General features: G+C 68.7%; 25 protein-coding genes and 2 pseudogenes. 9 read left to right on the top strand and 18 right to left on the bottom strand.

The annotated features are described in order from the left end of the window. Positions 1-167: 167 nt before the first annotated feature. The 3 genes and pseudogenes from ABT115_RS25770 to ABT115_RS25760 form a co-directional block, all read right to left on the bottom strand. Positions 168-836 (bottom strand): maltokinase N-terminal cap-like domain-containing protein, encoded by a 669-nt coding sequence (locus tag ABT115_RS25770; protein ID WP_351794253.1) that lies wholly within the window; start codon positions 834-836, stop codon positions 168-170. 24 nt (positions 837-860) lie between these two features. Beyond that, positions 861-1,112 carry a DUF397 domain-containing protein gene (locus ABT115_RS25765; RefSeq protein ID WP_351794250.1) on the bottom strand — a complete coding sequence of 84 codons (252 nt, stop codon included), beginning with the start codon at positions 1,110-1,112 and terminating at the stop codon, positions 861-863. Continuing rightward, positions 1,109-1,393, bottom strand: a pseudogene (locus ABT115_RS25760) (Scr1 family TA system antitoxin-like transcriptional regulator); the annotation flags it as partial. The pseudogene ABT115_RS25760 and the gene ABT115_RS25765, both read right to left, overlap by 4 nt. A gap of 278 nt (positions 1,394-1,671) precedes the next feature. Between ABT115_RS25760 and ABT115_RS25755 the strand changes: the two are divergent. After that, on the top strand, positions 1,672-2,649 hold the full coding sequence (locus tag ABT115_RS25755; protein ID WP_351794247.1) for an SGNH/GDSL hydrolase family protein: 978 nt from the start codon (positions 1,672-1,674) through the stop codon (positions 2,647-2,649). Between the two features lie 80 nt (positions 2,650-2,729). Here ABT115_RS25755 and ABT115_RS25750 read toward each other — a convergent pair whose 3' ends face one another. Together ABT115_RS25750 and ABT115_RS25745 are read right to left on the bottom strand one after the other, a co-directional pair. Beyond that, on the bottom strand, positions 2,730-3,407 hold the full coding sequence (locus tag ABT115_RS25750) for a hypothetical protein (protein ID WP_351794245.1): 678 nt from the start codon (positions 3,405-3,407) through the stop codon (positions 2,730-2,732). Positions 3,408-3,495: 88 nt separating this feature from the next. Next, the gene (locus ABT115_RS25745; RefSeq protein WP_351794243.1) at positions 3,496-4,227 is read right to left on the bottom strand and encodes a DUF4232 domain-containing protein; all 732 of its coding nucleotides are present in this window, start codon (positions 4,225-4,227) and stop codon (positions 3,496-3,498) included. 310 nt (positions 4,228-4,537) lie between these two features. On the opposite strand from ABT115_RS25745, the gene ABT115_RS25740 reads away from it, so the two are divergent. Beyond that, the gene (locus ABT115_RS25740; RefSeq protein WP_351794241.1) at positions 4,538-5,953 is read left to right on the top strand and encodes a helix-turn-helix domain-containing protein; all 1,416 of its coding nucleotides are present in this window, start codon (positions 4,538-4,540) and stop codon (positions 5,951-5,953) included. A 246-nt stretch (positions 5,954-6,199) separates the two neighbouring features. Here the strand turns inward: ABT115_RS25740 and argS are convergent, their stop codons facing one another. Next, positions 6,200-7,972, bottom strand: a complete 1,773-nt coding sequence (gene argS / locus ABT115_RS25735) for an arginine--tRNA ligase (protein WP_351794238.1) — start codon at positions 7,970-7,972, stop codon at positions 6,200-6,202. A 157-nt stretch (positions 7,973-8,129) separates the two neighbouring features. On the opposite strand from argS, the gene lysS reads away from it, so the two are divergent. After that, entirely contained in the window at positions 8,130-9,893 is a 1,764-nt protein-coding gene (gene lysS, locus ABT115_RS25730) for a lysine--tRNA ligase (protein ID WP_351794235.1), read from the top strand. A 98-nt stretch (positions 9,894-9,991) separates the two neighbouring features. Here lysS and ABT115_RS25725 read toward each other — a convergent pair whose 3' ends face one another. Beyond that, positions 9,992-10,945: a hypothetical protein gene (locus ABT115_RS25725; protein WP_502969163.1), complete on the bottom strand. Its 954-nt coding sequence runs from the start codon at positions 10,943-10,945 to the stop codon at positions 9,992-9,994. 13 nt (positions 10,946-10,958) lie between these two features. On the opposite strand from ABT115_RS25725, the gene ABT115_RS25720 reads away from it, so the two are divergent. The 3 genes from ABT115_RS25720 to ABT115_RS25710 all read left to right on the top strand — a co-directional run bounded on the left by ABT115_RS25720 (position 10,959) and on the right by ABT115_RS25710 (position 13,610). Then, positions 10,959-11,795, top strand: a complete 837-nt coding sequence (locus ABT115_RS25720) for a hypothetical protein (protein ID WP_351794233.1) — start codon at positions 10,959-10,961, stop codon at positions 11,793-11,795. Beyond that, positions 11,735-12,145, top strand: a complete 411-nt coding sequence (locus ABT115_RS25715; protein ID WP_351794230.1) for a kinetochore Spc7 family protein — start codon at positions 11,735-11,737, stop codon at positions 12,143-12,145. Before ABT115_RS25720 ends, ABT115_RS25715 begins: the two co-directional genes overlap by 61 nt. 637 nt (positions 12,146-12,782) lie before the next feature. Further along, positions 12,783-13,610, top strand: coding sequence for an SLATT domain-containing protein (locus ABT115_RS25710; protein WP_351794227.1), 828 nt, complete (start codon positions 12,783-12,785; stop codon positions 13,608-13,610). 377 nt (positions 13,611-13,987) lie between these two features. Here the strand turns inward: ABT115_RS25710 and ABT115_RS25705 are convergent. The 3 genes and pseudogenes from ABT115_RS25705 to ABT115_RS25695 all read right to left on the bottom strand — a co-directional run. Beyond that, a pseudogene (locus ABT115_RS25705) lies at positions 13,988-14,185 on the bottom strand (DUF2637 domain-containing protein); the annotation flags it as partial. Positions 14,186-14,381: 196 nt separating this feature from the next. Continuing rightward, entirely contained in the window at positions 14,382-15,215 is an 834-nt protein-coding gene (locus ABT115_RS25700) for a DUF3558 family protein (RefSeq protein WP_351794224.1), read from the bottom strand. Positions 15,216-15,376: 161 nt separating this feature from the next. Continuing rightward, complete coding sequence (locus ABT115_RS25695) at positions 15,377-16,252, bottom strand: DUF3558 domain-containing protein (RefSeq protein ID WP_351794222.1); 876 nt, start codon at positions 16,250-16,252, stop codon at positions 15,377-15,379. Between the two features lie 170 nt (positions 16,253-16,422). Between ABT115_RS25695 and ABT115_RS25690 the strand changes: the two genes are divergently transcribed. Further along, positions 16,423-17,616, top strand: a complete 1,194-nt coding sequence (locus tag ABT115_RS25690) for an RtcB family protein (RefSeq protein WP_351794219.1) — start codon at positions 16,423-16,425, stop codon at positions 17,614-17,616. A 138-nt stretch (positions 17,617-17,754) separates the two neighbouring features. Here the strand turns inward: ABT115_RS25690 and ABT115_RS25685 are convergent, their stop codons facing one another. The 7 genes from ABT115_RS25685 to ABT115_RS25655 all read right to left on the bottom strand — a co-directional run bounded on the left by ABT115_RS25685 (position 17,755) and on the right by ABT115_RS25655 (position 22,601). Then, positions 17,755-18,513, bottom strand: coding sequence for an SDR family NAD(P)-dependent oxidoreductase (locus ABT115_RS25685; RefSeq protein WP_351794217.1), 759 nt, complete (start codon positions 18,511-18,513; stop codon positions 17,755-17,757). Between the two features lie 54 nt (positions 18,514-18,567). Continuing rightward, entirely contained in the window at positions 18,568-18,903 is a 336-nt protein-coding gene (locus ABT115_RS25680; RefSeq protein WP_351794214.1) for a YnfA family protein, read from the bottom strand. Positions 18,904-19,029: 126 nt separating this feature from the next. Continuing rightward, positions 19,030-19,824: a Mut7-C RNAse domain-containing protein gene (locus ABT115_RS25675; protein WP_351794211.1), complete on the bottom strand. Its 795-nt coding sequence runs from the start codon at positions 19,822-19,824 to the stop codon at positions 19,030-19,032. Positions 19,825-19,853: 29 nt separating this feature from the next. Continuing rightward, positions 19,854-19,994, bottom strand: a complete 141-nt coding sequence (locus ABT115_RS25670) for a hypothetical protein (protein ID WP_351794208.1) — start codon at positions 19,992-19,994, stop codon at positions 19,854-19,856. Then, positions 19,987-20,880, bottom strand: a complete 894-nt coding sequence (locus ABT115_RS25665; protein ID WP_351794205.1) for a universal stress protein — start codon at positions 20,878-20,880, stop codon at positions 19,987-19,989. The genes ABT115_RS25670 and ABT115_RS25665 overlap by 8 nt, the downstream gene beginning before the upstream one ends. A gap of 72 nt (positions 20,881-20,952) precedes the next feature. Next, positions 20,953-21,954: an Acg family FMN-binding oxidoreductase gene (locus tag ABT115_RS25660; protein WP_351794202.1), complete on the bottom strand. Its 1,002-nt coding sequence runs from the start codon at positions 21,952-21,954 to the stop codon at positions 20,953-20,955. 185 nt (positions 21,955-22,139) lie between these two features. Next, the gene (locus ABT115_RS25655; protein WP_351794200.1) at positions 22,140-22,601 is read right to left on the bottom strand and encodes a Crp/Fnr family transcriptional regulator; all 462 of its coding nucleotides are present in this window, start codon (positions 22,599-22,601) and stop codon (positions 22,140-22,142) included. Between the two features lie 236 nt (positions 22,602-22,837). Here ABT115_RS25655 and ABT115_RS25650 point away from each other — a divergent pair, with 236 nt between their 5' ends. Next, positions 22,838-23,599, top strand: coding sequence for an HAD family hydrolase (locus ABT115_RS25650; RefSeq protein WP_351794262.1), 762 nt, complete (start codon positions 22,838-22,840; stop codon positions 23,597-23,599). Next, positions 23,599-26,133 carry a glycoside hydrolase family 65 protein gene (locus tag ABT115_RS25645; protein WP_351794197.1) on the top strand — a complete coding sequence of 845 codons (2,535 nt, stop codon included), beginning with the start codon at positions 23,599-23,601 and terminating at the stop codon, positions 26,131-26,133. The genes ABT115_RS25650 and ABT115_RS25645 overlap by 1 nt, the downstream gene beginning before the upstream one ends. On the opposite strand, the gene ABT115_RS25640 is transcribed toward ABT115_RS25645, so the two are convergent. Then, positions 26,078-26,668 carry a hypothetical protein gene (locus ABT115_RS25640; RefSeq protein ID WP_351794195.1) on the bottom strand — a complete coding sequence of 197 codons (591 nt, stop codon included), beginning with the start codon at positions 26,666-26,668 and terminating at the stop codon, positions 26,078-26,080. The genes ABT115_RS25645 and ABT115_RS25640 overlap by 56 nt on opposite strands. Positions 26,669-26,740: the final 72 nt, after the last annotated feature.

The following is a 26,740-nucleotide window of genomic DNA, read 5'->3' as shown; positions in this document are numbered from 1 at the left end:
GTACGAGGACGACCCTCCGCCTTGCGATCGCACGCACCAGACGCCGCGGGGCCCGCCCTTCGGGCGGACGACGGGACTTTCGAAACACGCCCTAGGCGCGGATCACACCCCGCGCGCCGCCCGGCGGGTGAACGCAGCCGACTGCTACGGACGAACGCAGCCGACTGCTACGGCTGTGTGCGGCGCACGACGGCGAACACCGCGCGCGCCGTCGTGCCGTCGGGCAGCGGCGCGTCCGCGGTGACGTGGCCGAGTGGCTTCCCCTCGGTGGCCTGGCCGGGCTGGAGAACACGGTTGATGCGGATGGTCAGCCGCCGTCCGTCGGCTGCCGTCTCCACGAGGAGATCCGTGCCGTCCGTGTCGTCGGTCGCGGTCGTGGAGGCGATCGCCGCCTTCACGTCGGACTCGGCGAACCGGGCGGTGACGGACGGGTCGGGGGTGTCGCTCACGCCCTGCATCTGCGGCTCGGCCTCGCCGACGATCAGCGCGAACAGTTGGGCGACGAGGACCGGGTCACGCGTCCCGTCATACACCCACCGCTGCCCCAGCACCCCGTGCTCGAGGGTGCCGATGAGCGCTTCGTCGGCACCCTCGAGCGGTGCGCCGCGATAGCTGAACGGCACGTGGTACGTGACCGGTTGGGCCCCCGAGGTGTCGGTGACCGCCATGAACTCGATTCCCACCTCGCCCTCCGGGTCGTCCAGCCGGAATCCGCCGGTCCTGGCCAGCTCCGGCTGCTGTCCTGCCTTGCCCCGGTACCAGGGCTGCGCGGGCAGCCAGGTGGCGAGGAGTTCCAGCTTGGTGGGCTTCAGTGTGGTGCGGTGGATGACAGCCATGGTGGTGGTATCCCTCCCGTGGGCTCAGACGAGGTGCTGGTCGGCGGCGAAGCCGGCGAAGGCCGTCCAGGTGGTGGGCGCGACGGTGAGGGTGGGGCCGTCGGGGGTCTTGGAATCGCGGACGTGGATGGCGGTGGGGTGCGCGGCGATCTCGACGCACTGCCCGCCTTCGCTGCCGCTGTAGCTCGATTTACGCCATTCGTAGGCGACTTCGAGGCATTGCCCGCCCTCGTCGCTGCTGCAGCTGGACTTGAACCACTCACGTGCGGTGCTCATTGCTCTCCCAGCAGACGGTCCAGCAGGCCCACGGCGCCTTCGGGGCTGAGGGCCTGGGCTCGCAGCATCGCATATTTCTGGGCGAGGATGCTGACCTCGTCGGGGTCGGAGACGAGCACAGTGCCGCGCTGCGTCTCGGAGAAGGAGACGCGCTGGAAGTCTGGTGTCTCCAGCAGGGTGAAGGGGCCAGAGAGCCCCGCGTGGGTACGGCTGCTCAGCGGTAGGACCTGGAAGCAGATGCCGGGAAGCGTGGCACACGCCCGCAGTTGGCGCAGCTGCTCCGTGTCGCCGAAGCTGCCGTTGAAGATCGAAACAAGACAGCCATTGAGAGTCTGTCCGTCGAGCCCAGATCGAGCAGCCGATCAAGAACCTTCTCTGTGACGCGCAGGTACTGAGCCAGGTCTGCTGCAGAACGGGCGTGACTGGTCGCCACGCGGATCCGAGCTGGTCGAAGTGCGCGTCCACCGATCAAATCGTGACTGTCCGTATCGAATCTATTGCGTTAAGTAGCTATTCGCTTAGGGTCAAGCGACGCCAAAACCGCATCCCTGGAGGATCCGTGGCAAGCTTCCGCACTCGTCTGGCCCTGCTGAGCTCGGTCGCAGCTCTGGCCGCAGGCGCCCTCGCGCCCGCACAACCCGCCGGGGCGCAACCCGCCGCCGCGGCGGCGGCCCACCAGTGGGTCGCCCTGGGCGACTCCTACACCGCCGGGGTCATCCCCGCCGCGGGCGACACCTTCGAAGTCCCTCGCGACGGTTGCGAGCGCACCGACCAGTCCTACCCGCAGGTCATCGACCGCGATCTCGGTGCGCTCTTCGACCTGGCCAACGTCAGCTGCGGCGCCGCCACGATCGAGAACGTCACCTTCAGGGCCCAGGAGCCGATCGGCCGTCACCTGCCGCCGTTCTCCGAGGACCCGGACTACCCCTTCCCCGCGGTGCCTCCCCAGTCGGCAGCGGTGAGCCCCGGAACGGACATGATCACCGTCGGCGTCGGCGGCAACACCCTCGGATTCGCCGACCTCGTCTTCCAGTGCCTGCAACTGGGCGGGGGAAGCGGCGGCGTGGGCACCCCCTGCCGGGACGACCTCGCCGACGACATCCCGAGCCGGCTGAACAAGGTGAGCCGGGACTACGACAAGATGCTCACCGTGCTTCACGAGCGGGCCCCGCATGCGAAGATCCTGACCGTGGGCTACCCCACGGTCATCCCCCAGGACACCTCCAAGTGCCGGTACAACAACCTGGAACAGTTCGGCCCGATCACCCAGGGCGACCTGGACTGGCTGCGCACCGACGTCCTGGAGCCTCTCAACAAGGCCATCGAGAAGTCGGTCGGCGCACACGATTCCGCCCGCTTCGTCGACCTCTACGACTCCTCCCGCAACCACAGCGTCTGCGACACCGGCAAGTGGGTGGAAGGCATCTTCACCCGAGTCCCTGACCAGCCAGCCCTCGTCCATCCCAACGCCCGGGGCCACCGCAACGCCGCCGATCATGTCGCAGCGGCGATGCTGGAAGCCATCAGCGTGGGCTGACCCGCGCACGGCACTCCGCCTGATCTCGTCCGCGAATGTCCGCTTACGGCCTGGTGCACGATAGAGAGTGGATCAGGCCGTTAGAGCTTCTTGCCGCACAGGACGCGGTCGTTCTTGGTCGGGTCGGAGTCGAACATCGGGTTATCGGTGAAGACGGCGTCGGCTTTGTAGTCGCACGGGTCGCTGAAGCCGCCCACGAACCTGTCCTCGACGATCTTTATGATCCTGTGGGTCGCGCCGTCCTTTTTGCCCTTGGTCCGGCAGGCGGCCTCCGTGATCACGTCCCCGGCCTTCCCGTCGCTGTGCACGCAGTCGCCGACCTCGATCCTGGGGCCGCCGCCCCCGCCGACGTCGCCCGGGTGCGGAGGCTTCAGATTGCGCATGCAGGCGTAGCCCTCGCCCGACGCCTGGGTGCCTTCCAGGGAAGCGAGGCTGATCGGCACGTCGATCACGAAGTCGGTGGTCTCCGAGCAGGAGGTGGCCGAGAACGGCTCGGCGTTACCGGCCTCCATCCGGTAGGTGACCCGTGCGACGGCTCTGGAGTCGCCGCACGGGACCTCGCGGTAGACGCCCTCCTTGCCGGACTCAGGGGCGGCGCACTCGTTCTCGGCGAGGTACAGCTTGCCGTAGGACGGGTTCACCGACGGGGTCGGCGAAGAGGTGGGGCTGCTGGATTCCTTGTCCGGGGTGCGGTACTCCGCCGCCTGGCCGCAGCCGGTGATCAGCACCAGCGCTGCTGCGGCTGCCGATGCCCGCATGTCGTCCCCCCTTCAGGTTTCGAGATCCCGATCCTACGATCTACTGCCTTTGGGGGGCGACGAGTTGGCGGTTTGTTGTGTGATGTGATCAGTAGGTGAGGGCGTCGGCCATGTCGCTCTGCCAGTAGGTGACGAAGCCGTTGTTGCCCCAGTACGTGTCGGCCGGGAGCGTCAGTTCTGCCGGGGAGCCCGTGGAGCCCGAGTCGTTCCTCCCGGTGAAGTACACCGTCAGGTGCTCGCTCTTGTTCAGGTCCTTGCCGTCGGACTCACCGAACAGCCCGATGGAGGCGTAGGCGGACTCGCCCGGCTGAAGGGTGACCACTGCCTGCGGCTTGCTGTCGCGGAGGACCGGGAAGGCGGCCTGGGCGTCGTCGAACCGGAGCGCCGGTGCGTGGTACGCGTAGCAGGGGCGGGAGGCCGTGTTGGTCGCGGTGAGCAGCAGGTGATTGATGGGGCGGCTCACCTTGCTGACGGTGACCTTGGTGTTGTCGCCGGTGCAGGTGACGGGGGAACTGCTGCTATTGCCGGTGGCGCTGGTGTTGCTCTTCTGGCCGCCCGTGCCGGAGGTGGAGACCTTGGAGTTGGCCGCCGTGTTCCCGGCGGGGGTCTTGGACGTCGCGCTGTCGGTGTCCTTGCTGCCCTTGCCCGTGTCCTGCGTGGTGGCGGCCGGGGACTGCTGGTCGGTGGTGCTCCCTGCCGGAGCCGCCGCTCCTGCCTTGCTGCTGTCCCCGCTGGCGTTGTCGCTGCAGGCGGTGAGCGAGAGGGCGGCCAGGAGGGCGGTCGCGGCGAGGACGGTGGTGCGGATGCGGTTGCTGCGCATGGTGGTGGTGCTCCCCGTGTGTTGGTGAGTTGTTCAGTCAGTGGTGGCAGATCAGGACCATGACGATCGCGGTGCACACGATCACTACGCCGATTGCCACGGCATCGATCAACTCGATGCGGAAATGGTTTCGCACTGCGTCGTCCTGGTGGTCTCTGCGGTGTGGTCACAGACTGCGGGACCGCGGATTCCGGTCGCAACGCCGAACGGGCTATTGGGGAAGCTGGAATGCTTGCGCGTACTGTGACCTGGGCAGATTCCACGTCCCTGGAACGGTGTTCCGGGACGAACAAGGAGGGGGAACGCCGTAGTGGCGACGCCGGAAGCCGAGGAATTCGCGGCTCTGCTGAAGGAACTGAAGGACCGTTCGGGGCGCAGCTACGGGGTACTCGCCGGAAGACTGCACGTCAGCACGTCGACCCTTCACCGGTACTGCAACGGTGACGCCGTGCCCAATGAGTACGCGCCGGTGGAGCGGATGGGGCGGCTGTGCGGGGCGAGCCCGGACGAGCTGGTGGAGCTGCACCGGCGGTGGATCGTGGCCGATGCGGCAAGACGGCGTCCTGCTCCCGTTCCCGATTCCGTTCCTGCTCCGGTTCCTGTTCCCGCTCCCGATTCCGTTTCTGATTCCGAATCCGTTCCCGAGCCGGGAGCCGCGGCTGCGGCCGCAGCTGAGACTGTGGCTTCACCCGGGGAGCGGGACGCAGGTGAGGGCAAGGACGACGACGCGCCCGCGCCCGAGATCGCGACTGCCGAGGCGAGCCGGCCCCGGAAGTTCTGGTCCTCCCCGCGGACGCGCGTCCTGCTCGCAGCCGTCGCCGTCGTCGCGCTCACCGTGCCCACCGCGACCATCGTCAGCAATCTCTCGGGCACGGACAGCAGCGGCCTCAGCGATCTCAGCAATGCTCCCGCCGTGGACGGCGTACCCGCACGGCCCGACTCCGACGAGAGCGTGTCCGCGTTGCCCAGCACGCCGCATCCGTCGGGCAAGCCCGCCAAGTCCGGCGCTGCGGGCGCCCCGTCCCTGCCGGCCGGGGGCGCCTCCGTCTCCGCGTCCACCGGGCACGGCTCGGGAGCGGGAGCAGGGTCCGGTCCGCAGACGGGAGGGGGCATGCCCCTGAGCGCCACCATCAGCTCGTACAACTGGGAAGAGCCCTGCGGCCAGTACTACGTGCTGGACCAGAAGCCGAACGACGTACCCCCGCCTCCCCCGCCGCAGGACACCCGCGGCTGGGCCAGGGCGCTCGGCGGGGTGGACGGCGGCCAGATGTTGCTCGAACTCGCCGTGCAGGGGAAGTCCGATGAGGCCGTCGTGCTGCAGGGACTGCACGTGCGGACGCTGTTCCGGAAGGCGCCGCTGCAATGGTCGGCGTACTCGATGGGGGAGGGCTGCGGGAGCGGCATCACGCCGCAGTCCTTCGACATCGACCTCGACGACAGCCAGCCGGCCGTCACGCCGGTGGCGGGGCAGCAGGGGGACGAGCGGGTGCCGCCGAAGGACTTCCCGTTCCGGGTGACCTCCACCGATGTGGAGGTGTTCGACCTCGATGTACATGTCGAAGGGCATGACGTCAGCTGGTACCTGGAGCTGGACTGGAGCAGCGGCGGCCGCGAGGGGACGCTGCGCATCGACGACGGTGGGAAGCCTTTCCGTACGAGCAGCATCAAGGCACGGCCGACGTACACCTACCGGCACGACACGGCCCAGTGGGTGACCAAGGAGTAAGAAGCTGTTGTCCAACCCCCGCTGGATCAGCTCGGGGCGTCTGGTGCGGTCGATCGCAAGGCGCCGGAGTGTCCTCGGATGGGGTCTCCCCTGCTCCTTGAGAGCTTGGGGAAGGAGCTCTTAGGGCATTTCGGCAACGCGGCGAGCGGCCGTGCCAGGTGCCAGGCGTTCCGAGCCCAGCGGGGGTTGGACAACAGCTTCTTGGTCACAGCCACCGGGCCGGGTGCGTATGTGTGCGGACGGGGCTCAGAGGCGCTCGGGGGTCCTGATGCCGAGCAGCTCCATGCCCTGGCGCAGGGTGCGGGCGGTGAGGTCCGAGAGGAAGAGGCGGTTCTCAGCGACATCGCCCGGAACCTCGGGCTTCAGCACCGGGCACTGGTCGTAGAACGTCGTGAAGAGCGACGACAGCTGGTAGAGGTACGAGGCCAGCTTGTGCGGCTCGTACGCGACGGCGACCTCGGCCACGACCTCGGCGAACTGGTCCAGGTGCAGGCTCAGCGCGCGCTCGGCCGGGGCCAGCTCCAGCTCCGGGTGCGGCTGGGACTTCAGCTCGCCCGCCTTGCGCTTGATGGAGCGGGACCGGGCGTGCGCGTACTGGATGTACACGCTCGTGTCGCCGGTCAGCGACACCATCTGGTCCAGGTCGAACTTGTAGTCGCGGGCGGCCGACGTCGACAGGTCCGCGTACTTCACCGCACCGATACCGACCTGCGTGGCACGCTCGGCGATCTCCTCGTCGGTGAGGTCCTTCGCCTTCTCGCGCACGACGGTGGACGCCCGGTCGATCGCCTCGTCCAGCAGGTCCGCCAGCCTGACCGTCTCGCCCTCACGGGTCTTGAACGGCTTGCCGTCCTTGCCGAGCACCGTGCCGAAGGCGAGATGCACGGCCTTGACGTCCCCGTTCAGCCAGCCGGCCCGGCGTGCCGTCTCGAAGACCATCTTGAAGTGCAGGGCCTGCCGGGCGTCCACCACGTACAGCAGGGTGTTCGCCTTGAGGTTCTGGACCCGGTCGCGGATCGCGGAGAGGTCCGTCGCCGCGTAGCCGTAACCGCCGTTCGACTTCTTGACGATCAGCGGCACCGGCTCGCCGTCCGTGCCCTTCACATCGTCGAAGAACACGCACAGCGCACCCTCGGAGCGTACGGCGACGCCCGACTCCTCCAGGATGCGGCAGGTCTCCTCCAGCATGGCGTTGTAGCCGGACTCGCCGACGATGTCGGGGTCGCGGATCTCCATGTCGAGCTTGTTGAAGACCGAGTAGAAGTAGATCTTCGACTCGTCGACGAAGCGCTGCCACATGGCGAGGGTCTCCTCGTCACCAGCCTGGAGCGCGACGACCCGGTCCCGGGACCGGGCCTTGAACTCCTCGTCGGAGTCGAAGAGCGCCCGCGAGGCCTTGTAGAGCCGGTTCAGGGAGGACATGGCGGCTTCGCCGTCCGCCGTGCCGCCGTCGCCCTCGTGGTTCAGCTCGCCCGGGTGCTCGATCAGGTACTGGATGAGCATGCCGAACTGGGTGCCCCAGTCGCCGATGTGGTGCCGCCGGACCACGGTCTCGCCCGTGAACTCCAGGATCTGCACCATCGCGTCACCGATCACCGCCGAACGGAGGTGGCCGACGTGCATCTCCTTGGCCACGTTCGGCTGTGCGTAGTCGATGACCGTGGTGCCCGCGGCGCTGTTGTACGGGACACCGAGCCGGCCCTCGTCGTCCGCGTCACGCGCGGCGAGGGTCTCGATGATCGCCCTGTCGGAGAGCGTCACATTCAGGAAGCCGGGACCGGAGACCTCGATCTCCTTGATCAGGCCGCCCGCCGGGATCGCAGCCGTGACCTTGGACGCCAGCTCGCGCGGGTTGCCCTTGAGCTTCTTGGCGAGGGCCAGGATGCCGTTGGCCTGGAAGTCGGCCCGGTCGCTTCGTCGCAGCAGCGGGTCCGCGGTGCCGGCTTCCGGCAGTGCTGCCGTCAGGGCGTCCGCCAGCTGCTGCTGGAGCGTGGAAGCGAGGGAATTGACCGAGGCCATGGGCTGGCTGCCGTTTCCGTAGGGGTACAAGGGATCACACCCAGTATTCCACGGCGCGTAAAGCCGTTTTCGCGCTGCTGGTGGGACCTGGGAGAATGGACGGTGCCCCTATGAGTCCCACAAGGGTGTTCCTACGAGTCCTACAAGAGAGAAGGACGTGCAGACCGTGGCTCAGAGTCAGAGCAGCACCGAGACCGACTGGGTCTCCCGCTTCGCGGACGATGTCATCGCCGAATCGGAGCGTCGTGCGCCTGGCAAACCGGTCGTCGTCGCGTCCGGTCTCTCCCCGTCGGGCCCGATCCACCTGGGCAACCTCCGCGAGGTCATGACCCCGCACCTGGTCGCCGACGAGATCCGCCGCCGGGGGTACACCGTCCGGCACCTGATCTCCTGGGACGACTACGACCGCTACCGCAAGGTTCCGAACGGTGTCCCGGGTGTCGACGAGTCCTGGGCCGAGCACATCGGCAAGCCGCTGACCTCGGTGCCCGCCCCGGCCGGGTCCACGTACCCGAACTGGGCCGAGCACTTCAAGGCCGCCATGACCGCCGCGCTGGACGAGCTGGGCGTCGAGTACGACGGCATCAGCCAGACCGAGCAGTACACGACGGGCGCGTACCGCGAGCAGATCCTGCACGCGATGAGGCACCGCGCCGACATCGACGCCGTCCTCGACCGGTACCGGACGAAGAAGGAACCGGCGGCGGGAGCCAAGGGCGGTAAGAAGCCGCAGCAGCAGAAGAAGGTCGACGAGGCCGAGCTGGAGGCCGAGGCAGGCTCCGGCGCGGCCAGCGAGGACGACGGCAGCGGCGGCTCGGCCGGCTACTTCCCGTACAAGCCCTACTGCGGCAACTGCGAGAAGGACCTCACGACTGTCACGTCGTACGACGACGACAGCACCGAGCTGAATTACACCTGCACGGCCTGCGGCTTCGCCGAGACCGTCCGGCTGAGCGAGTTCAACCGCGGCAAGCTGGTCTGGAAGGTCGACTGGCCGATGCGCTGGGCGTACGAAGGCGTGATCTTCGAGCCGAGCGGCGTGGACCACTCCTCGCCGGGCTCCTCGTTCGTCGTCGGCGGCCAGATCGTCCGCGAGGTCTTCGACGGTGTGCAGCCGATCGGCCCGATGTACGCCTTCGTCGGCATCTCCGGCATGGCGAAGATGTCCTCCAGCAAGGGCGGTGTGCCGACCCCGGCCGACGCGTTGAAGATCATGGAGGCGCCGCTGCTGCGCTGGCTGTACGCGCGCCGCAAGCCCAACCAGTCCTTCAAGATCGCCTTCGACCAGGAGATCCAGCGGCTCTACGACGAGTGGGACTCGCTGGCGCGCAAGGTCGCGGACGGCTCGGTGCTGCCGGCCGACGCCGCCGCGTACGCGAGGGCCATCGGCACAGCCGCCGGTGAGCTGCCGCGTACGCCGCGCCCGCTGCCGTACCGCACGCTCGCGTCGGTCGTCGACATCACGGCCGGGCACGACGAGCAGACGCTGCGCATCCTGAGCGAGCTGGACCCGGAGAACCCGCTGACCTCGCTGGACGAGGCCCGGCCCCGTCTCGACCGCGCCGAGAACTGGATCACGAACCAGGTCCCGGCCGAGGCCCGCACGATTGTCCGCGACGAGCCGGACAAGGAGCTGCTCGGCTCGCTGGACGAGCAGGGCCGCCAGTCGCTGCGGCTGCTCCTGGAGGGGCTGGAATCGCACTGGTCGCTGGACGGGCTCACCACGCTCGTCTACGGCGTTCCGAAGATCCTGGCGGGCCTGGAGCCGGACGCCAAGCCGACGCCCGAGCTGAAGGCCGCGCAGCGGTCGTTCTTCGCGCTGCTGTACCGGCTGCTGGTCAGCCGGGACACGGGGCCGCGGCTGCCCACGCTGCTGCTGGCCGTGGGGGCGGACCGGGTGCGGAGGCTGCTGGGCGCGTAGGGGTTCTTGTGCGCAGGGCCGTCACACGGTGATCCGGGTGACGGCCCTGCGCCGTTGCCGGTTCTGTCCTCGAACGCCGAAAGGGCCGGGCGGGTGGCTCACGCGATGTGGTTCTCGGCCATCTCGTTGTCGAAGCGCTGCTTGAATCCCGGCAGCAGGCGGCGGAGCAGGGCCGCGCTGCGCGGGTGCCTGACGTTGTGGCCGTCCGAGAGGTGTATGTCGAGGACCTCCGCACTCGGGTAGTCCTGGTGCGCGTGCGTGTACGCGGTGAACACCTCGTACGCGATCCTGCCGAACTCGACTTCGGCCTCGGCCCATTCGGAAGGGTCGGGCTCCTGCTGCTGCACGGGCTGGGGTTCCGGCTCCGGCTCCTCGGACCGGGGCTCCGGCTGGGGTTCCGCGGTGCGGGGGTCCGGGGCGGCGCCGATGGTGCCCACGTTGCCCAGCGGGCGGGTGCGGCCGCCGGGGCCCAGCGGGACCATGACCGGGGTGGGCTCCAGGCCCTCGACGGACGTCGGGGCGTACGCGCTCTCGTACGCGGCGTCCCGCACTTGGGGCGCCGCGAACCACGGGTTCTCGTGCGAGCCGGGGCCCTCCTGGGGCCACTCCTCGTCGGCGGCCGGGTCGGAGGGGTGGGTGTGCTGCTGTTGCTCGTACTGGTGCTGCTGCTGGTTCTGCTTCTGGGGGTGAGGGTGCGGCTCGGCGTACGGCAACTGGGGCTGGAACTCGCCCGGTTCGACTGGGGCCGGGGCCGGGGCCGGGGCCGGGGCCGGGGGCAGCAGGGCCGGTTCGATGCCTGCGGCCGCGAGGCCGGCCCCGGCGGTCTCGGCCAGCGGAACGCCGTACTTCGCCAGTCGCAGCGGCATCAGGGACTCGACGGGCGCCTTGCGGCGCCAGTTGCGGCCGAAGCGGGCCTGGAGGCGGGCCTGGTAGATTAGCCGGTCCTGTTCGAGCTTGATGACCTGCTCGTACGACCGGAGTTCCCAGAGCTTCATCCGCCGCCACAGCCGGAACGTCGGCACGGGGGAGAGCAGCCAGCGGGTGAGCCGCACGCCCTCCATATGTTTGTCGATCCGGAAGACGTCCCTGAACCGGCGGATCGAGTCCTTCATCGTCTGGGTAAACCGCGAGGCCGAAGCCCAGGGGATCCCCGACCAGTCCGTTCCCGAGGACCCGCACGGCGCGATCGGCATGTCCCGGTTCCGCCGCACCCTGGCCTGGCACGTCGCCCGCCGCCCCGGCGGACTGGTCGCCCTGGCCATCCAGTACGGCCACATGCGCACCGTTCTGGACACCCGCACCTCCAGCGGCTATGCCTCCCGAAGCCGTCGCGGTCTGCACAGCGTCCTCGACGTCGAGACCGCCCTGGCAGCTGCCGACACCGCCGCCCGCTTCCGCGACCGCACCGCGGCCGGCGAGAAGATCTCCGGTCCCGCGGCCCGCCGAGCCGTCACCGCCGCCGCACAAGCACCCCGCTTCGAAGGCCGCCTCGTACCCAAGACCTTCGCGAAGAAGGCCACCGCGTTCCTGGCTCGGGACGGCATCGTCCTCTACGACAACCCCGACGCGTTCCTCATCTGCGCCTTCAAGCACGACAACGCGCTCTGCGAACCCGAGCCCGGCGCCACTGCCCCAAGGCAGTACGCCTGCAAAACCGGCTGCGGCAACACCGTCCGCACCGACACCCACGCCCGCCAACTGCGAGCGCGAGCCGAGGAGATCGACTACTTCGCGAACCACGCACCCGGCCCCATCGCCCGGAAACTGCGGGCCAACGCCGCCCGGCTCCGCGAGACGGCCGACGCCCACGACGCCACCGCCCAGAGCATCAAGGCCCTCACATGCCCCAGCAGCACCCGGACGAACGCACCCGCATCCGCGAGGCCATGGACCGCCTCCTGACTGGACAGGCCACCGCCTCCAACGGCAGCCTCACCATCACTGCCCTGGCCGCTGAAGCGGACGTCCACCGCATGGCACTCATGAAGCGGCACGCGGACCTGAAGAACGAGTTCTACGAACGCGTCCGCACCGAGACCCAGCAGGTACCCGAGACCGAAAAGCGGCTCCGAGAGACCGTCGCCAAGCTCAGGAAGACCATCGCGAACCAGAAGGCCGAGATCGACGAACTCCGCCACCAGGTCACCGGCCTCACCCTCGCCAGCGCCGTACTCACCCAAGAGCGGGGCACATCAGCAGAACCTGTCCCGACTCCTGACAACGTAGTGCCGTTTCGCCCACCGACTGCGTGAGAACACCAGCTCACAGAACGACTCTGGCCATTGCCGCCTCGGGACGACGTGTCTCGCGCTGCCTCAAGGGACGACAGCGGCAACGGCTCTACCTGGTTCGATTTCCACGATGTAGCGCAGTGGGCGAGGCGGTCGTGCGTGTCCACATCTCAGACTGACCGCCGACGAAATTGCCTCCCCGCCGGCACAGCTTCCGCTCAGGACGCTCCGACGACTCTGCCCTTCTCACCCGGGGCGTGACGAGTCCCCCAACGCCAAAGAGATCTGGCCACTTACGTGGCCGAATCCGGCAGTCAAACGCCATCGGTGGCGGGGGCAACTAACCTGACTCTTCGCCACGTTGATGGGCCTGTTGCAGTTCGGTCAACGAAGCTGGCGATGTGATCACGAACTAACGGGGAAGATCTTGGAAGCCGCCTATCCGATTCTCGTTGCTGTCGGCGTGGGCTCATTGATCATGCTTGTCGGTGTGCTCGGTGGGGTGTTCCTTGTCATTGCGTTGCAGCGAAGCACCCGTTCCGTGCAGCGCGAGGGGGAACCCGGGGTCCTGCCGGGCGATGCGGCGGTGAGCCGCGGCCAGGTGCCTGCGCCTCACCCGGTCCCCGCGGTTCAACCCTTACGGAGAGAGAGGTTGGGAATGATGGAGGGCACTCCGCCGGACACAGCAGGACGGGTGAATCGCCTACTTGAGCACAAAAAGTCTATATCTGAGATCCGGGTCGCCTTACGGATCAGAACCGCCCAGACGGTAATCCGCTGGCTATCTGGCACCCTTGCCGTCGTCCTGCTCTTCACGTTCATCGTTGCGAACGTGGCCGTTGGGTGGTCTGCAATCGTCCTCGCGAACAAGATCGCTATCCCGATCTTCGTGCTCAGCGCAGGGACCTTCTGGGGGATCCGCCTCGTAGAGGAGAACGCAGAGGGGCACTACGAAAAGAAGGCGCGCGAGCTCAAGATCGAACTTGAAGCTGCGGAGGAACTGCGCCTTCTGGACGCCGCTCGCCTCGGACTTCCGGTCCCAGACCGCCAATACTCGTACAAGGACTCAATCCCGGCGGAGCTTGACGGTCTGCGCAAGGACGGAAGGAAGTACAGGAGGAAGCACAACGTCGCCCAGGCCGTCATCATTCTGGGGTCTCTGGGTGGAACGTCCGTCTCTGCCCTCGCTGACACTCCGGCTCCGCTCAAGTACTGGGCCATGGGTATCACCTTCGCCGTGGCTGCAGCAGCAGGTTTCGCCGGATACTACAAGTGGCGCGAGAGAGCCTTCTACCTCCAGCAGACGGCGGACGAAATCGAACGCCATGCTACGGCCTTCGACTTGGGCATTTACCCCTATGACGAGGGTGGGGAGCACCTCAGGCTGGCCAAGCTCGCCAAGGAGATCGAACTCCTACGAGTCGAGCAGCGCAAGCGCGAGCAGCAGCTTGACCAGCCGCACGAAGGGAGCAGCGAAGTTGTCTAGGCCGTCACGCGAGTTCGGGGGAATCACCATCAGTCGCTGGCCACTCGCCCCCGTGACGACCTGGCGCGCTCTCCGTATGACCAAGCGGCGCCCAGGACTAGATCCACGGGCAGCGTGGATCTTCGCGCGCCTTGCCACTCATCCAGACGAGAAGGGCCTGGCTCGTGCGTATTGGTTGAAGAGCCGAGCTGATCGAACCGTATAGCCCGGAGAGGTTTGGGAGCTTGTGCCCAGTGGAGCTCCCTGTTATGGCCGCGGGCGCGCTGTACGGGAGATATATAGATCGCCTGACGGCCGGTTCTGCAACAGGTGACGCTCGTGATCTGGTCACAATGGCCACGGAGCCGAGAGTGTGAACACAAGAACTTGACAGGGAACAGGGCGAGCAGGACGCAGATGCCCGCGTCGATGCCGATGGGGAAGACCAGCGAGAAGTTCGCGAAGCCCTTCTGCAGGGCGAGCTCGCGCACCGCCGCGTACGAACCCGCGAAACCGATCGCGGCGATGAGCACCGCACCGGCTATCACGAGTCCGACGAGTATCCGGTGGGTGCGTGTCAGCTGCATCGCGGCCACCCGCGTTCCCCTCCCCGTTTCCCTTGTCCGACGTCCTGGGCTGAAGCTCTGCTTCGGCGTCCTGCTTCGACTTCTGGCGGGCAAAGCCTGGCACATGACGGAGCCGCAGGTTCTGCGGGGAGGGGCGAAGCCCGGTACTCGGGGGAGGACCGGGCTTCGTGGAACTGCTTCTGGGCAGGGGCGTTACAGCGGGCCCTTAGCTCGTCTTCTTGTCCGAGGCCGACTCGCTGGGCTCGGCCGACCCCTTGGGCTTGGCCGACCCCTTGGGCTCGGCCGACCCCTTGGGCTCGGCCGACCCGCTCGGTGCGTCCGACTTCGTGTCGGCGGCGGCGACCGAGGCCACGGCCTCCTTGGCCGCCTTCTCGGCACCCTTCAGGATGTCGCCGGCGGACGGAGTCTTCGAACCGGCGTAACCCGCGCCGTTGTAGGTGAGGGTGACGACGACGTTCCCCGTGCGGGCCACGATCGTTGCGTACTTGAAGTCCTCACTCGTCTTGGTGAGGTCAAACGTGATCTTGGTGGCCGTCTCGCCGATACCGGAGACGGGCGCCTCGGTGACTTCCTTCGCGCCCTCGGCCGACTTGGCCTTGGCGACCTGCTTCGTGTAGTCCTCCTGCGCGCGCTTGGCGCCGCTACCCAGGGTCTGGTCCGAGTCGAAGCGGGTGAAGCCGACGTCGAGCCAGCGGTACTGGGACCCCTTCACGCCGTTGTCGTCGAGGCCGTTCCAGGAGCAGCCCGCGCGGTACGCGGTGTCGCTGGAGGTGGCAGGTGTACCGCCCTTGGGCTTCGCCTTGGGAACCAGGGAGTCGACCGTCTTCGTGCTGATCGACTTGCACGGGTCGGGCAGCGCGGAGAACTTCGCCGGCTCGACGCTCGGTTCCGACTTCTTCGCGCTCGGCGCGGCGGACGACGAGGACGAACCCGAGTCCTTCTTGTCGTCGGCGTCCGACGAGCAGCCGGCGACGACGAGCATCACCGGAACGGCGGTGCAGGCGAGTATGCGGGAGAGTCGCGAGGCTGAACGGTGCATGGTTCCTTCACTCGGGGGGCGCGGCGGGCGGGCTGCCACGTGGTCGGGTGGTTCGGCGGGTGTTCCGGAGGGCCACGGTACGACGGACGGCGACCGGATGCTGCCTCGGCCGGGCACCGGACGGACGTGGGTGACGCCGGTCCGGGGTGCCCCGGGCGGGGCTATTCGCTGAACTTGTCGGCCAGCTTCCGGGCAAGCGACTGTGCCTTGTCCTGCATTTCCTTGCTGTCGGGGACCGCGGTCGAGACGGTCGGCTGCTCGGTGTACTCGATGGTCACGATGACGTTCGATGTGCGGAATACCACGCTCACCGTGCCGTTCTGTGTGGTGGAACCTGTCCGAATGGGTAGGACGTCCAGAAATGCACCGTCTCCGAGGTCGTCGAGGGTGCGCGGCAGAAGGCTCTCGTCGGCGCTGCCATCCGTACTGCCGCCGGTGTCGCTGTTTCCATTGCCCTTCTCGTCGGTGCTCTCGCCTGCGGGCTCGTCCGTGCTCTCGTCTTCGGAGCCAGGGCCGGACAGGGCGTGCGAGGCAGAGTCCTCTTCGGGCTCCGAGGAGGGGGATGTCTGCTTCTCCGCTTCCTTCGTGCTGCTGGGCGTGGCGGAGGGCGAGTCCAGGCCGGCGGCGGCCTCCTTCTTCGCGTACACCTCGCGGGCGCGGTCGTCGTCGCTCACCAAGGGGTCGTAGGACACGACACGCTCGAAGTCGATGAAGAGGGTGTGCGAGGCGTCGGGGGCCTCGGACTTCCAGCGGCAGCCGGCCTTGCGGTCGGTGTCGTAGGTGACGGAGGCCGTGCCCTTGTACGCCTTCTTCTGCTGGTCCTCGGGGAGTTCGGCGGCGCCCGGGAGCAGGTCCTTCAGCGTGGACGGTGCAACGGCGCGGCAAGGGTCGGGGAGGGTGCGGTACTTGCCGGGGGCCGCCGCGGCGACGGTCGCCTCGCCAGGCTTGCTGTCGGGGGCGGAGCTACCTGTTCCGGTGCTGGAACTGCATCCGACGACAAGCGCTGCCAGTAGCGCGGTGCCGGGCACGTACGCCATTCGTCGCACGGTCCTGGGCTCCCTTCGTGCGAAAAACGGTTGCCGCTCGATGGCGACCGGTGGACACAATGTGTATCGCACGCGCAGCTGTGAATGCCGGTCGGCCGACTCGTTTGCCGACCTTGGCACCGGATTTGCGCTTTCAGGCTTTTCGGGGGAATCGAGGAACTATGTCGTATGTAGAGGTGCCTGGCGCGAAGGTCCCCATCCGCATGTGGGCCGACCCGGCCTCGGTCGAGAACGTCGCGATGCAGCAGCTGCGCAACGTGGCCACCCTGCCCTGGATCAAGGGTCTCGCCGTCATGCCGGACGTCCATTTCGGCAAGGGGGCGACGGTCGGCTCGGTGATCGCGATGCACGGTGCGGTCTGTCCGGCGGCGGTCGGCGTGGACATCGGCTGCGGAATGTCCGCGGTGAAGACGTCCCTGACGGCCAATGACCTGCCGGGCGACCTGTCCCGGCTGCGCTCGAAGATCGAGCAGGTCATTCCGGTGGGTCGCGGCATGCATGACGAGGCCGTGGACCCGGACCGGTTGTACGGTCTCCCGGCGAAGGGGTGGGACGACTTCTGGGGGCGGTTCGACGGGGTGGCCGATGCGGTCAAGTTCCGTCGGGAACGTGCCACGAAGCAGATGGGAACGCTCGGATCAGGCAACCACTTCATCGAGTTCTGCCTCGATGAGTCGGGTTCGGTCTGGCTGATGCTGCACTCCGGATCGCGGAACATCGGCAAGGAGCTGGCCGACTTCCACATCGGGCAGGCGCAGAGGCTGCCGCACAACCAGGACCTGATCGACCGTGACCTGGCCGTATTCATCGCCGGCACTCCGCAGATGGCGGCGTACCGGAACGACCTGTTCTGGGCGCAGGAGTACGCGAAGCACAACCGCGCCATCATGATGGCGCTCTTCCAGAACGTGGTCCGCAAGGAGTTCAAGAAGGCCAAGGTCACCTTTGAGCCGGTCATCTCCTGCCACCACAACTATGTGGCGGAGGAGCGGTACGAGGGCATGGACCTGCTGGTCACACGGAAGGGTGCGATCCGTGCGGGTTCCGGGGACTTCGGGATCATCCCGGGCTCGATGGGCACCGGCTCGTACATCGTGAAGGGCCTCGGGAACGAGAAGTCCTTCAACTCGGCCTCGCACGGCGCCGGCCGGAAGATGAGCCGGAACGCTGCGAAGCGGCGCTTCTCCACGCGGGACCTGGAGGATCAGACGCAGGGCGTGGAGTGCCGTAAGGACTCCGGTGTCGTGGATGAGATTCCGGCTGCGTACAAGCCGATCGAGCAGGTCATCGAGCAGCAGCGGGACCTGGTGGAGGTCGTCGCCAAGCTCAAGCAGGTTGTGTGCGTGAAGGGCTGAGGCCTTCTGCGCGCGGCTGAACGGAGGGCCTTTGGACGGAAGGACCTCTGAACGGGAGAGCCCCGGACGCGGGTGGTGTGTCCGGGGCTCTCTTCTGGTCTCCAGGCTTATTTCGGGTCTTTCGGGTCTTCGCCCAGCTCAGGTGGTGCGGTGGACCTTGGAGTTGGAGGCCTGGGCGCGGGGGCGGACCACCAGGAGGTCGATGTTGACGTGGCTGGGGCGGGTGACGGCCCAGGTGATGGTGTCGGCCACGTCGTCGGCGGTGAGGGGGGCCTCGACGCCCGCGTACACCTTTGCCGCCTTCTCGGTGTCGCCGCGGAAGCGGGTCGTGGCGAACTCCTCCGTCTTGACCATGCCGGGGGCGACCTCGATGACGCGGACCGGGGTGCCGACGATTTCCAGGCGGAGGGTCTCGGCCAGGACGTGTTCGCCGTGCTTGGCGGCCACGTATCCGCCGCCGCCCTCGTAGGTGGCGAGGCCTGCGGTGGAGGAGAGGATCACGATCGTGCCGTCGCCGCTCTCGGTGAGGGCGGGGAGCAGGGCCTGGGTGACGTTGAGCGTGCCTATGACGTTCGTCTCGTACATCTGGCGCCAGTCGGCGGGGTCGCCGGTGGCAACGGGGTCGGCGCCGAGTGCGCCGCCGGCGTTGTTGACGAGGACGGCGAGGGTACGGAACGCCGTGGCGAACTCGTCCACCGCATTGCGGTCGGTGACATCCAGGGCGTAGGCCGTTGCCTGGTGGCCAGCCTCGTTGATCTCTGCGGCGAGTGCCTCGATGCGGTCCTTGCGGCGGGCGGTCAGGACGACGCGGTAGCCGGCGGCGGCCAGCTGCCGGGCGGTCGCGGCGCCGATGCCGCTGCTCGCTCCGGTGATGACGGCGATCGGGGTGGCGGCCATGGCGGACTCCTCGGGCAGCTGATCGGTACGGCGCCAGGATAGGCAGGCGTGCGGTCAGTGTTTGCGCGGGGCGTACATGATCACGGCCATGCCGGCCAGACAGATCAGCGCGCCGATCACGTCCCAGCGGTTGGGACGGTAGCCGTCGGCGACCATGCCCCAGGCGATCGAGCCTGCGACGAAGACGCCGCCGTACGCGGCGAGGACGCGGCCGAACTCAGCGTCCGGCTGGAGCGTGGCGACGAAGCCGTAGGCGCCGAGCGCGATGACGCCCGCACCGATCCAGATCCAACCCCTGTGTTCACGCACGCCCTGCCACACCAGCCAGGCGCCGCCGATCTCGAACAGTGCGGCGATGACGAACAGGGCGACAGAGCGGGCGATGAGCATGGAACCAGCGTGTCACGGGCTCCAGGGCGTGCCGAACCGGTGGTGCCGCGACTGGGCATTGCCCATGTGCGGCGGACGGCCGAGCCGAGTGAACTGCAGGTCATGGCGTTGTGGGAGGGTGCTCCGTCAGCCTCCGGCTCCGGACGGGCTTGACGGCGCCCGGTCGTGGCCGTTCTCCTCGGTGTCGTCCGGGGGAACGGGCGCGAAATCGTTGAGCGCCTTCGTGACGATCGCGTCCAGGCGGGAGTGGTGGGCGCCACGCCAGTAGACGCGGTCGCACTCCGTGCACTGCGCGAAGACGTCGTACGAGCGCCGGGTGCCGTGCTCCAGATGGTCGCTGACGGAGTCCTTGTCGGCCGCCTTCAGCGGGCCGTTGCAGGCGGTGCATCTGGTCCAGGGGGCCAGATGCGGGGTGAACCGCTCCAGCACGTCCCGCAGTTGGTTCTCCGGCCGGTCGCTGTAGATGTACGCCCCGGCCCAGATCTCCCGCCGGTGCAGCAGCCCGCGGTCCCGGGAGAGCAGTACGCGGCGCTCGTCCGCCGACCGGGCAGCCAGCGCGGCATCGCCGATGTCCTCGCTCTCGTACGCCGCATCGACACCCAGCAGCCGGAGCCGCCGGGCGAGCGTGCCGAGATGGACGTCGAGCAGGAACCGCAGGGGTGCGCCCGGGACGCGCTGGGGGCGTTCCACCGCGTGTACCTCGACCAGTTCGCCCGCCCGCGGGATGTGCGAGACGGGTACGGGGCGGCCGTCGACCAGGAGCTGTCCGGACTCGGTGAGCGGGATGCCGAGCGACTCCACGACATGGCCGAGAGTGGAGGAGCCGTCGGTGGTCACGACCGAGCGTCCCCGGCGGCGTTCATGGGCGACGAAGAGCCGCAGCTCGGGGTCGACTTCGAGGTGGATCTCCGGTCCGTTCACCTCGCCAGGATGTCATTGCGCGGGGTGCGTCAGCCAGGGGTTTCGGCGCCGCGGTGCAGGGCTGGAAGGCTGCCGCGTGTTCCGCGGCCCAAGTCGGCGAAGGTGCGGGCCGGGTGGCCGACCAGTAGTCGGCCCCCGCCGCCGGTCAGGAGTTCGTACCTCTCAGGCACGGGACGAATGGTACGTATCAGGGACGACGGCGACCGGGCAGGGTGCGTAGTGCAGCATCGCGTGGTTCACCGGACCCAGATGGAATCCGTACCATCTGCCGGGCCGCCGGGCGCCGACGACCAGCAGTTCCGCACCTGTGGCAGCTTTGATCAATTCCTGGTGCGCCGGGCCCTGCACTACCGACCTGTGGATGGTGACGTCGGAGGAACCGGACCGGTCCAGTGCCGCCAGTACCTCTTCGAGGTGTTCCTCGGCCTGTTGGTGGTGCGCGGAAGCCGGGGAGCCCGAGAGGAGCGGATGGCTCATGGCCTCGTGGGCGGGGGCGCGCCAGGCTCGGACGGCGATCAGCTCGCCGTGGCGCGATGCAGCCTGGTCGAGTGCGAAGGCGGCGGCCGCCGAGGGTCCTGTGGCGCTGCCTATCCCGACGACGACGCGGCCGGACTTCGGCGGGGTGCTCGGCGCCGTTGCCTGGACCACCACGACCGGGCAGTGGGAGCGGGCGGCGAGCGAGAGGCTGACGGACCCCAGGAGCATTCCGGCGACCCGGCCCCGGCCGCGGGAGCCGAGGACGACAAGGGCTGCCTCGTGGCTCTCCGCGACGAGTGCGGCCACCGGGTCCTCGGGCTGCACGGAGGCCACCACACGCATCTCGGGACCGAGCCGTTGCGCACGTTCCTGGGCGGCGGCGACGAGATGCTCGGCGAGGATCTGTTCGGTGGGGCGCTCGGTGTCGGAGGCGGGGCGCGTACCTTCGTAGCGCTCCCACAGCGACGCGTGGACGACGCGCAGGGGGAGGCCTGAGCGTGCCGCTTCCGCCGCCGCCCAGTCCAGGGCACGGAGACTGCCCTCCGATCCGTCCACTCCGACGACTACGGGGAACTGCATCGCTACCACCGCCTTCCGTGCTCGGTCCGCCCCGCATTCGGGCGTATTACGCGGGCGTATGTCCGGGTGTTTCTACGGTTCGATCGTCAGCACCTGGTCCACGGGGCGGCGTGGCGTGCGCGGTCCTGTGGGCCCGTATCCCAGACGGATGATCATCTGTGCGTGCCCCGTACCGAAGACCGGATCTCGCAGGAGCCACCGCAGGTCCGGCCATTCGACGGGCTGGGTCGCGAACGAGGTGGACACATTGTTGAGCGTGGCGGTGAGCAGTACGCGCTCCAGCGCCTGACCTGCGCTCAGCCAGTCCATGGGGTGGTCCCTCGGGGTGCTCAGCAGGGCCAGTTGCGGCCGCTTCTCGAACCGGACGCGTGCCCGGCCCGGGAGGACGCCGGTTCCCGCGAAATCGCGGGTGGTCGCTCGTTCGGAGGCGTCGCGGGGGCCGAAGGCGTAGTCCGGGATGCCATCGACGGGTGCCTCGGTCCTCGTGTCCCGGGTCCAGCGCTTCTGCTCCGCCTCCCGTGCCGGATCCCCGCGGTTGTATCCCTCGGCGTCCCGGATCAGTTCGAGCACGGTCTGCAGGTGCGGCGGGGCCAGGAACGCGAAGTCCGCGCCCTCGGTACGGGCCGCGTCGGCGAGCTGCGCGCGGATGTCCTCGGGGATCGCCTGCTCGTCGAACGGATAGCGGCTGGTGTGCCGTTCCCGGATCGCAGGGTGGAGAGCGGCGAGCGCTTCATCCGCGGGTTCCCGTGGAGCGTCGGGGCGGACGCCGAGACGGACGGCGGCCAGCACGGCCGGGGCCGACGGTTCGGGCAGCAGCGCGGTGACCGCGTCCAGGCCGTGGTGGGCGGCGGACACCCGCAGGTTCAGCAGAGCCGCGCCGCAGCCCACGTGCAGTGCGCGGGTGGCGGGATCGGCCGCCGGCATCGCGCGCTCGAGGTCCGCGACGAGGGTGAGGGTCCGGCCGGCTCGTGTGTAGCGGAATTGCCAGGGCTGGGCGTTGTGCATGGACGGGGCGGCGGTGGCATCGGCGACGAGGTCGGCCAGCATGGCGTCGTCGAGTGACTGGCTGGGCATCGGAACTCCCGGAGATCCGGAACGGTCGATGGTCTATTCAGCATGGAACAGATGTTGGCCGGGTGGTATGGGCCAATCGACCCTCGGTCGCGCCCCGGGTGGCCCGAGCGCTGGAGGGCCCCGCGCCCCGGGGGGCCGCGCCATGGAGAGTCCCGAGCGCTGGAGGGCCCCGCGCCCCGGACCGTTCAGGCCTCAGGGGCCTCGGCCCGGGGACCGTACAGCTGCAGCAGCCTTTTCCGTGTTCCGTACAGGCGTTCCGCCACCGTCTGGGCGACGTACTTGTACACCGCCCGGCCCAGTACCGCATCGGCCTCGCACAGCCGGCGGACGGCAGCGGCATCGAATTGCACGGCCTGTCCCGCCTGGATCACGTGCGCACCCATGTGCCACACGTGCGGGGAGAACAGCCAGGACCAGCCCAGCAGATCGTCCTGGCCCAGCGTCTCGATGACCGCCGCTCGGCGACCGGGCACATGGATGTCGACCTCGACCTGTCCGGAGCGGATGATCCAGAAGTGGTCGGCCCGTCTGCCTTCTTCGAAGAGGCGTTCGTCGAGGGCCAGAGGCACTTCGCAGGCTGCCTCGTCGAGCAGGCGTGCCCGGCCGTCGGGCGGGATCACGTCGAGCAGACTCCTGGTCGTTGACATGGAATCCTCCGTCCGTGGCGGGTCCCTGGAGGGCTGCGGCTGCCGCGTGTGCCCGGCCGCGACTGCCTGTTGTGAACCATATGCGCGGTTCCGGGGGGACGCTCGGCCGCGATGTCGTACGCAGTCCACGCCGCGCCCGTACGCCGCGCCCGTACGCCGCGCCCGTACGCCGCGCCCGTACACCGAAACCGTGGTGCCATGAAGAAGAGCCCCTGACGAAGGAGACCGCCCCGGTCATGGCAGCCGCCCCGTCCCTGGCACCGTGCCTGCGCTCCGTGCGGGCCGTGGTCTTCGACACCGACGGAGTGATCACCGACTCCGCCCGGAGTCACGCCGCCGCCTGGAAGAAGGCGTTCGACGCCTGTCTGTCGGCCATCGAGGGGCAGCGGCCGTTCGACGCCGTCGACGACTATCTGCGCCACGTCGACGGCCGGTCACGGAAGGACGGTGCAGAGGCCTTCCTGGCATCGAGGGGACTGAACCTTCCCGAAGGCAGCCCCGAAGACCCACCGGGAACCGCGACGGTATGGGCGATAGCCGCCCGCAAGGACGAACTGTTCACGCAGAGTCTGCGCACCGACCCGGTCGACGTCTGGCCCGGCACGGTCCGCCTCCTCGACGTGCTGCGCGGCGAGCGGGTGCCTTGCGCCGCCGTCTCGGCATCCCGGCACGCGACGGAACTGCTGGCGCGGTCCGGCCTCATCGACCGGTTCGACGCCGTGATCGACGGAAACGAGGCGCGTCGGCTGCGGCTGCCCGGGAAACCGGACCCCTCGCTCTTCGCCGAGGCGGCGAGGCGCCTGCGGACCCCGGCCCGGGACACCGCCGTGGTGGAGGACGCGCTGGCCGGGGTCGAGGCCGGGCGCCGTGGCGGCTTCGGGCTCGTGGTCGGCGTGGACCGTACGGGCAGTCGTGCCGGCGCCGCTGAGCTGCGCCGGCACGGTGCCGACATAGTGGTGTCCGATCCGGGGGACCTGCTGACGGCCGGGGACGGCTGATGGCGCGGGCCTGGACCTGGTCGTACGAGGGTTACGAACCGGAGAAGGAACGGCTGCGCGAGGCGCTGTGCACGCTGGGCAACGGCTATTTCGCCACGCGCGGAGCCGCATCCGAGACATCCGAGGGCTGGTCGCACTACCCCGGAACCTACGTGGCGGGCTGCTACAACCGGCTGACCTCCTCGGTCCGGGGCCGCCGGGTGGAGAACGAGGACCTGGTCAACCTGCCGAACTGGCTGCCGCTGCGCTACCGCGTCCACCCCGCCGGTACCACCCCGGGACCGTGGCTCTCCCCGGATCATGAGCACCTCGCGCAACACCGCCAGTCACTCGATCTGCGCGGGGGCACGCTGACGAGGCGATCCGTCTACGAGGACGAGGAGGGCAGGCGGCTGCATGTGGAGCAGTGCCGCCTGGTGCACATGGGCGATCCACATCTCGCCGCCCTGCACACGGTGTTCCGGGCGGACGGATGGGCGGGCGTGATCGAGGTGGAGGCGGGGATCGACGGCGACGTCCGCAATTCCGGAGTCGCGCGGTACCGGGGTCTGTCGAACCGGCACCTGACCGGCTGGGTGACCGCGACGCAGGAGGACGGTGTGGTGTCGCTGAGGTGCCGCACGGTGGAGTCGGACATCGGCGTCGCGCTGGCGGCCCGCACGCTGGCCGGGTGCGGCGGTGAAAGTAAACAGGGAGCCGAACCCGGTCCGGGCCACCACTCCCGGCAGACGGAGAAGGCCGTCTTCCAACGGCTGGTGCTCCCGCTGAGCCCGGACTTCGACGCCGTCGTCGACAAGACGGTGGCGTTGTACACCTCACGCGACCGCGCGATCGGCAGCCCCCTGCGGGCAGCCGTGGCCGAGGTGCGAAGGGCCCCGGACTTCTCGCATCTGCTGTCCTCGCACCAGCGGGCCTGGGCCGACCTGTGGCAGCAGGTCCGGCTGGAGGTCCCGGGCGAAGCGGGCCGCGTTCTCCGGCTGCACCTCTTCCACGTACTGCAGACGCTCTCCCCGCACACCGCCGGACTCGATGTGGGGGTACCGGCGAGAGGACTGCACGGTGAGGCGTACCGGGGCCATGTCTTCTGGGACGAGCTGTTCGTACTGCCGTTCCTGAATCTGCATCTCCCGGAAGTCTCCCGAGGACTTCTCGACTACCGCTACAGGCGGCTGCCCGCAGCCTGCCAAGCGGCGCGCGAGGCGGGCAGGGCTGGCGCGATGTATCCGTGGCAGAGCGCCGACAACGGACGCGAGGAGACCCAGGAACTCCATCTCAACCCGCGCTCGGGGCGCTGGCTGCCCGACCGCTCCCGGCTGCAGCACCATGTCGGCTCGGCCGTCGCCTACAACATCTGGCAGTACTGCCAGGCCACCGGGGACACGGAGTACCTGCACTCCAAGGGCTCGGAAATGCTGCTGCAGATCGCCAGGTTCTGGGCGGACAGCGCCGAATGGGACGCGTCCCTGGCCCGGTACCGCATCCGCGGTGTCGTCGGACCGGACGAGTACCACGACGCCTATCCGGGAACCGGGGCGGCAGGTCTCGACGACAACACGTACACGAACGTGACAGCGGCCTGGGTGCTGTCACGTTCGACGGAGCTTTACCGCGCCCTGTCCGGGACACGACGCCGGCAGCTCCTCGACCGGATCGGGCTCGAACCCGATGAACCGGAACGCTGGGAGGACATCTCCCACCGGCTGCACGTGCCGTATCACCGGGGTGTCATCAGTCAGTTCGCCGGCTACGGGGAACTGGACGAGCTCGATTGGGAGGGGTACCGGAAGCGGTACGGGGACATCCGGCGGCTGGACCGGATCCTGGAGGCGGAGGGCGACTCCGTCAACCGCTACCAGGCGTCCAAACAGGCCGATGTGCTGATGCTCGGCTACCTCTTCTCGCCGGAGGAACTCGCCGGGCTCTTCCGCCGGCTCGGGCATGTGCTGGACGAAGACACCTGGCGCGCGACCGTCGACTACTACCTCGCCCGTACGAGCCACGGCTCCACGCTCAGCTCCCTGGTCCATGCCTGGGTGCTCGCCCGCGTACGCCTCGAGGAGGCGTGGCAGTACTGCGAGGAGGCGCTGACGGGGGACGTGGCCGACATCCAGGGCGGCACCACCGAGGAAGGCATCCACCTGGGGGCGATGGCGGGCACCCTCGACTTCGTACAGCGCGGGATGACGGGGCTGGAGACCCGCGACGAGGCGTTGTGGCTCGCGCCTGCCACGCTGCCCCAGCTCTCGAAACTCGGGGTACGCATCAGGTTCCGCCGGCACTGGGACGTGGACCTGCGCATCCGTGCCCAGCGCCTACGGATCGCCGTACCGGACTCGCACCACCCGGCCGTCCGGGTCGTGCTGGGAGGCCACACCCATGTGATCACACCCGGTACGGCCCGATGGCTCGATCTGCCCCCGGTCGGACGGGACATTCGAAATACGCCCTGGATCCGCCCGAAACCCCGAAAACCCCAGGTCAGGGCCACACCAGGCAGTATGCTTGATGTCCCGCGTCATGCAGCCGGTGGCTGAAATCCTGCCACTCGTGCAGCAGCTGGTAGACGTTGAACGCGTCACGCGGGCCGCCGCGGTCCGGGACCGTGGACCAGATGAAGGCCGCGGCGCCCACCGACTCCTCGCCGACTCCGCGCAGCGGGTCGACGACCGTCATCGGGAGCTTGACCACCGCGTAGTCGGGGTGCAGGACGACCAGTTCCAGCGGGGGGACCCTGTGCAGGGGTACGCCCTGGATGCCGGTGAGGACCATTGCCGCCACCGTCTCCGGCTTGATCTTGGTGAACATGCCGCCCATGCCCAGTTCGTCGCCACCGAGCTCCTCGGGGCGCATCGAGATGGGCACACGTGCCGCGGTCGCCCCGTCGGGGGCACCGAAATACTTATAGGTCACCCCCACCCGGCCACCACTCCTGCTTCCGGCTCCGACACCCTGCGCACCATCGGCCTGTGTGCCCTGTCTGCGTTCCGCTTCACGCCGGTGCCGACCCCGCCGGGCAGGCTCGGGCCCCAGGTCGTCGGTCCCTTCGCCCACTCCGCCACCGCGATGCATTCAATCCTCCGCCTTGCAGCTGCACGCACCCGGCCCGCTCCTTCTCCCACCCACCATTTACCGGTCGGTCTC

Source organism: Streptomyces sp. NPDC001832 (assembly GCF_040297265.1).
In the GTDB taxonomy this organism is placed as follows: domain Bacteria; phylum Actinomycetota; class Actinomycetes; order Streptomycetales; family Streptomycetaceae; genus Streptomyces.
This window is presented reverse-complemented; position numbering and strand designations above follow the sequence as displayed.

Coding starts and splice junctions, on each gene's coding strand:
- ABT115_RS25695 (WP_351794222.1), bottom strand. CDS start 16,252: ATGGCGTACGTGCCCGGCACCGCGCTACTGGCAGCGCTTGTCGTCGGA.
- ABT115_RS25745 (WP_351794243.1), bottom strand. CDS start 4,227: ATGCGCAGCAACCGCATCCGCACCACCGTCCTCGCCGCGACCGCCCTC.
- ABT115_RS25685 (WP_351794217.1), bottom strand. CDS start 18,513: ATGGCCGCCACCCCGATCGCCGTCATCACCGGAGCGAGCAGCGGCATC.
- ABT115_RS25710 (WP_351794227.1), top strand. CDS start 12,783: ATGATGGAGGGCACTCCGCCGGACACAGCAGGACGGGTGAATCGCCTA.
- ABT115_RS25650 (WP_351794262.1), top strand. CDS start 22,838: ATGGCAGCCGCCCCGTCCCTGGCACCGTGCCTGCGCTCCGTGCGGGCC.
- ABT115_RS25660 (WP_351794202.1), bottom strand. CDS start 21,954: ATGCCCAGCCAGTCACTCGACGACGCCATGCTGGCCGACCTCGTCGCC.
- ABT115_RS25770 (WP_351794253.1), bottom strand. CDS start 836: ATGGCTGTCATCCACCGCACCACACTGAAGCCCACCAAGCTGGAACTC.
- ABT115_RS25655 (WP_351794200.1), bottom strand. CDS start 22,601: ATGTCAACGACCAGGAGTCTGCTCGACGTGATCCCGCCCGACGGCCGG.
- ABT115_RS25750 (WP_351794245.1), bottom strand. CDS start 3,407: ATGCGGGCATCGGCAGCCGCAGCAGCGCTGGTGCTGATCACCGGCTGC.
- ABT115_RS25715 (WP_351794230.1), top strand. CDS start 11,735: ATGCCCCAGCAGCACCCGGACGAACGCACCCGCATCCGCGAGGCCATG.
- ABT115_RS25700 (WP_351794224.1), bottom strand. CDS start 15,215: ATGCACCGTTCAGCCTCGCGACTCTCCCGCATACTCGCCTGCACCGCC.
- argS (WP_351794238.1), bottom strand. CDS start 7,972: ATGGCCTCGGTCAATTCCCTCGCTTCCACGCTCCAGCAGCAGCTGGCG.
- ABT115_RS25640 (WP_351794195.1), bottom strand. CDS start 26,668: ATGCATCGCGGTGGCGGAGTGGGCGAAGGGACCGACGACCTGGGGCCC.
- ABT115_RS25645 (WP_351794197.1), top strand. CDS start 23,599: ATGGCGCGGGCCTGGACCTGGTCGTACGAGGGTTACGAACCGGAGAAG.
- ABT115_RS25665 (WP_351794205.1), bottom strand. CDS start 20,880: ATGCAGTTCCCCGTAGTCGTCGGAGTGGACGGATCGGAGGGCAGTCTC.
- ABT115_RS25690 (WP_351794219.1), top strand. CDS start 16,423: ATGTCGTATGTAGAGGTGCCTGGCGCGAAGGTCCCCATCCGCATGTGG.
- ABT115_RS25680 (WP_351794214.1), bottom strand. CDS start 18,903: ATGCTCATCGCCCGCTCTGTCGCCCTGTTCGTCATCGCCGCACTGTTC.
- ABT115_RS25765 (WP_351794250.1), bottom strand. CDS start 1,112: ATGAGCACCGCACGTGAGTGGTTCAAGTCCAGCTGCAGCAGCGACGAG.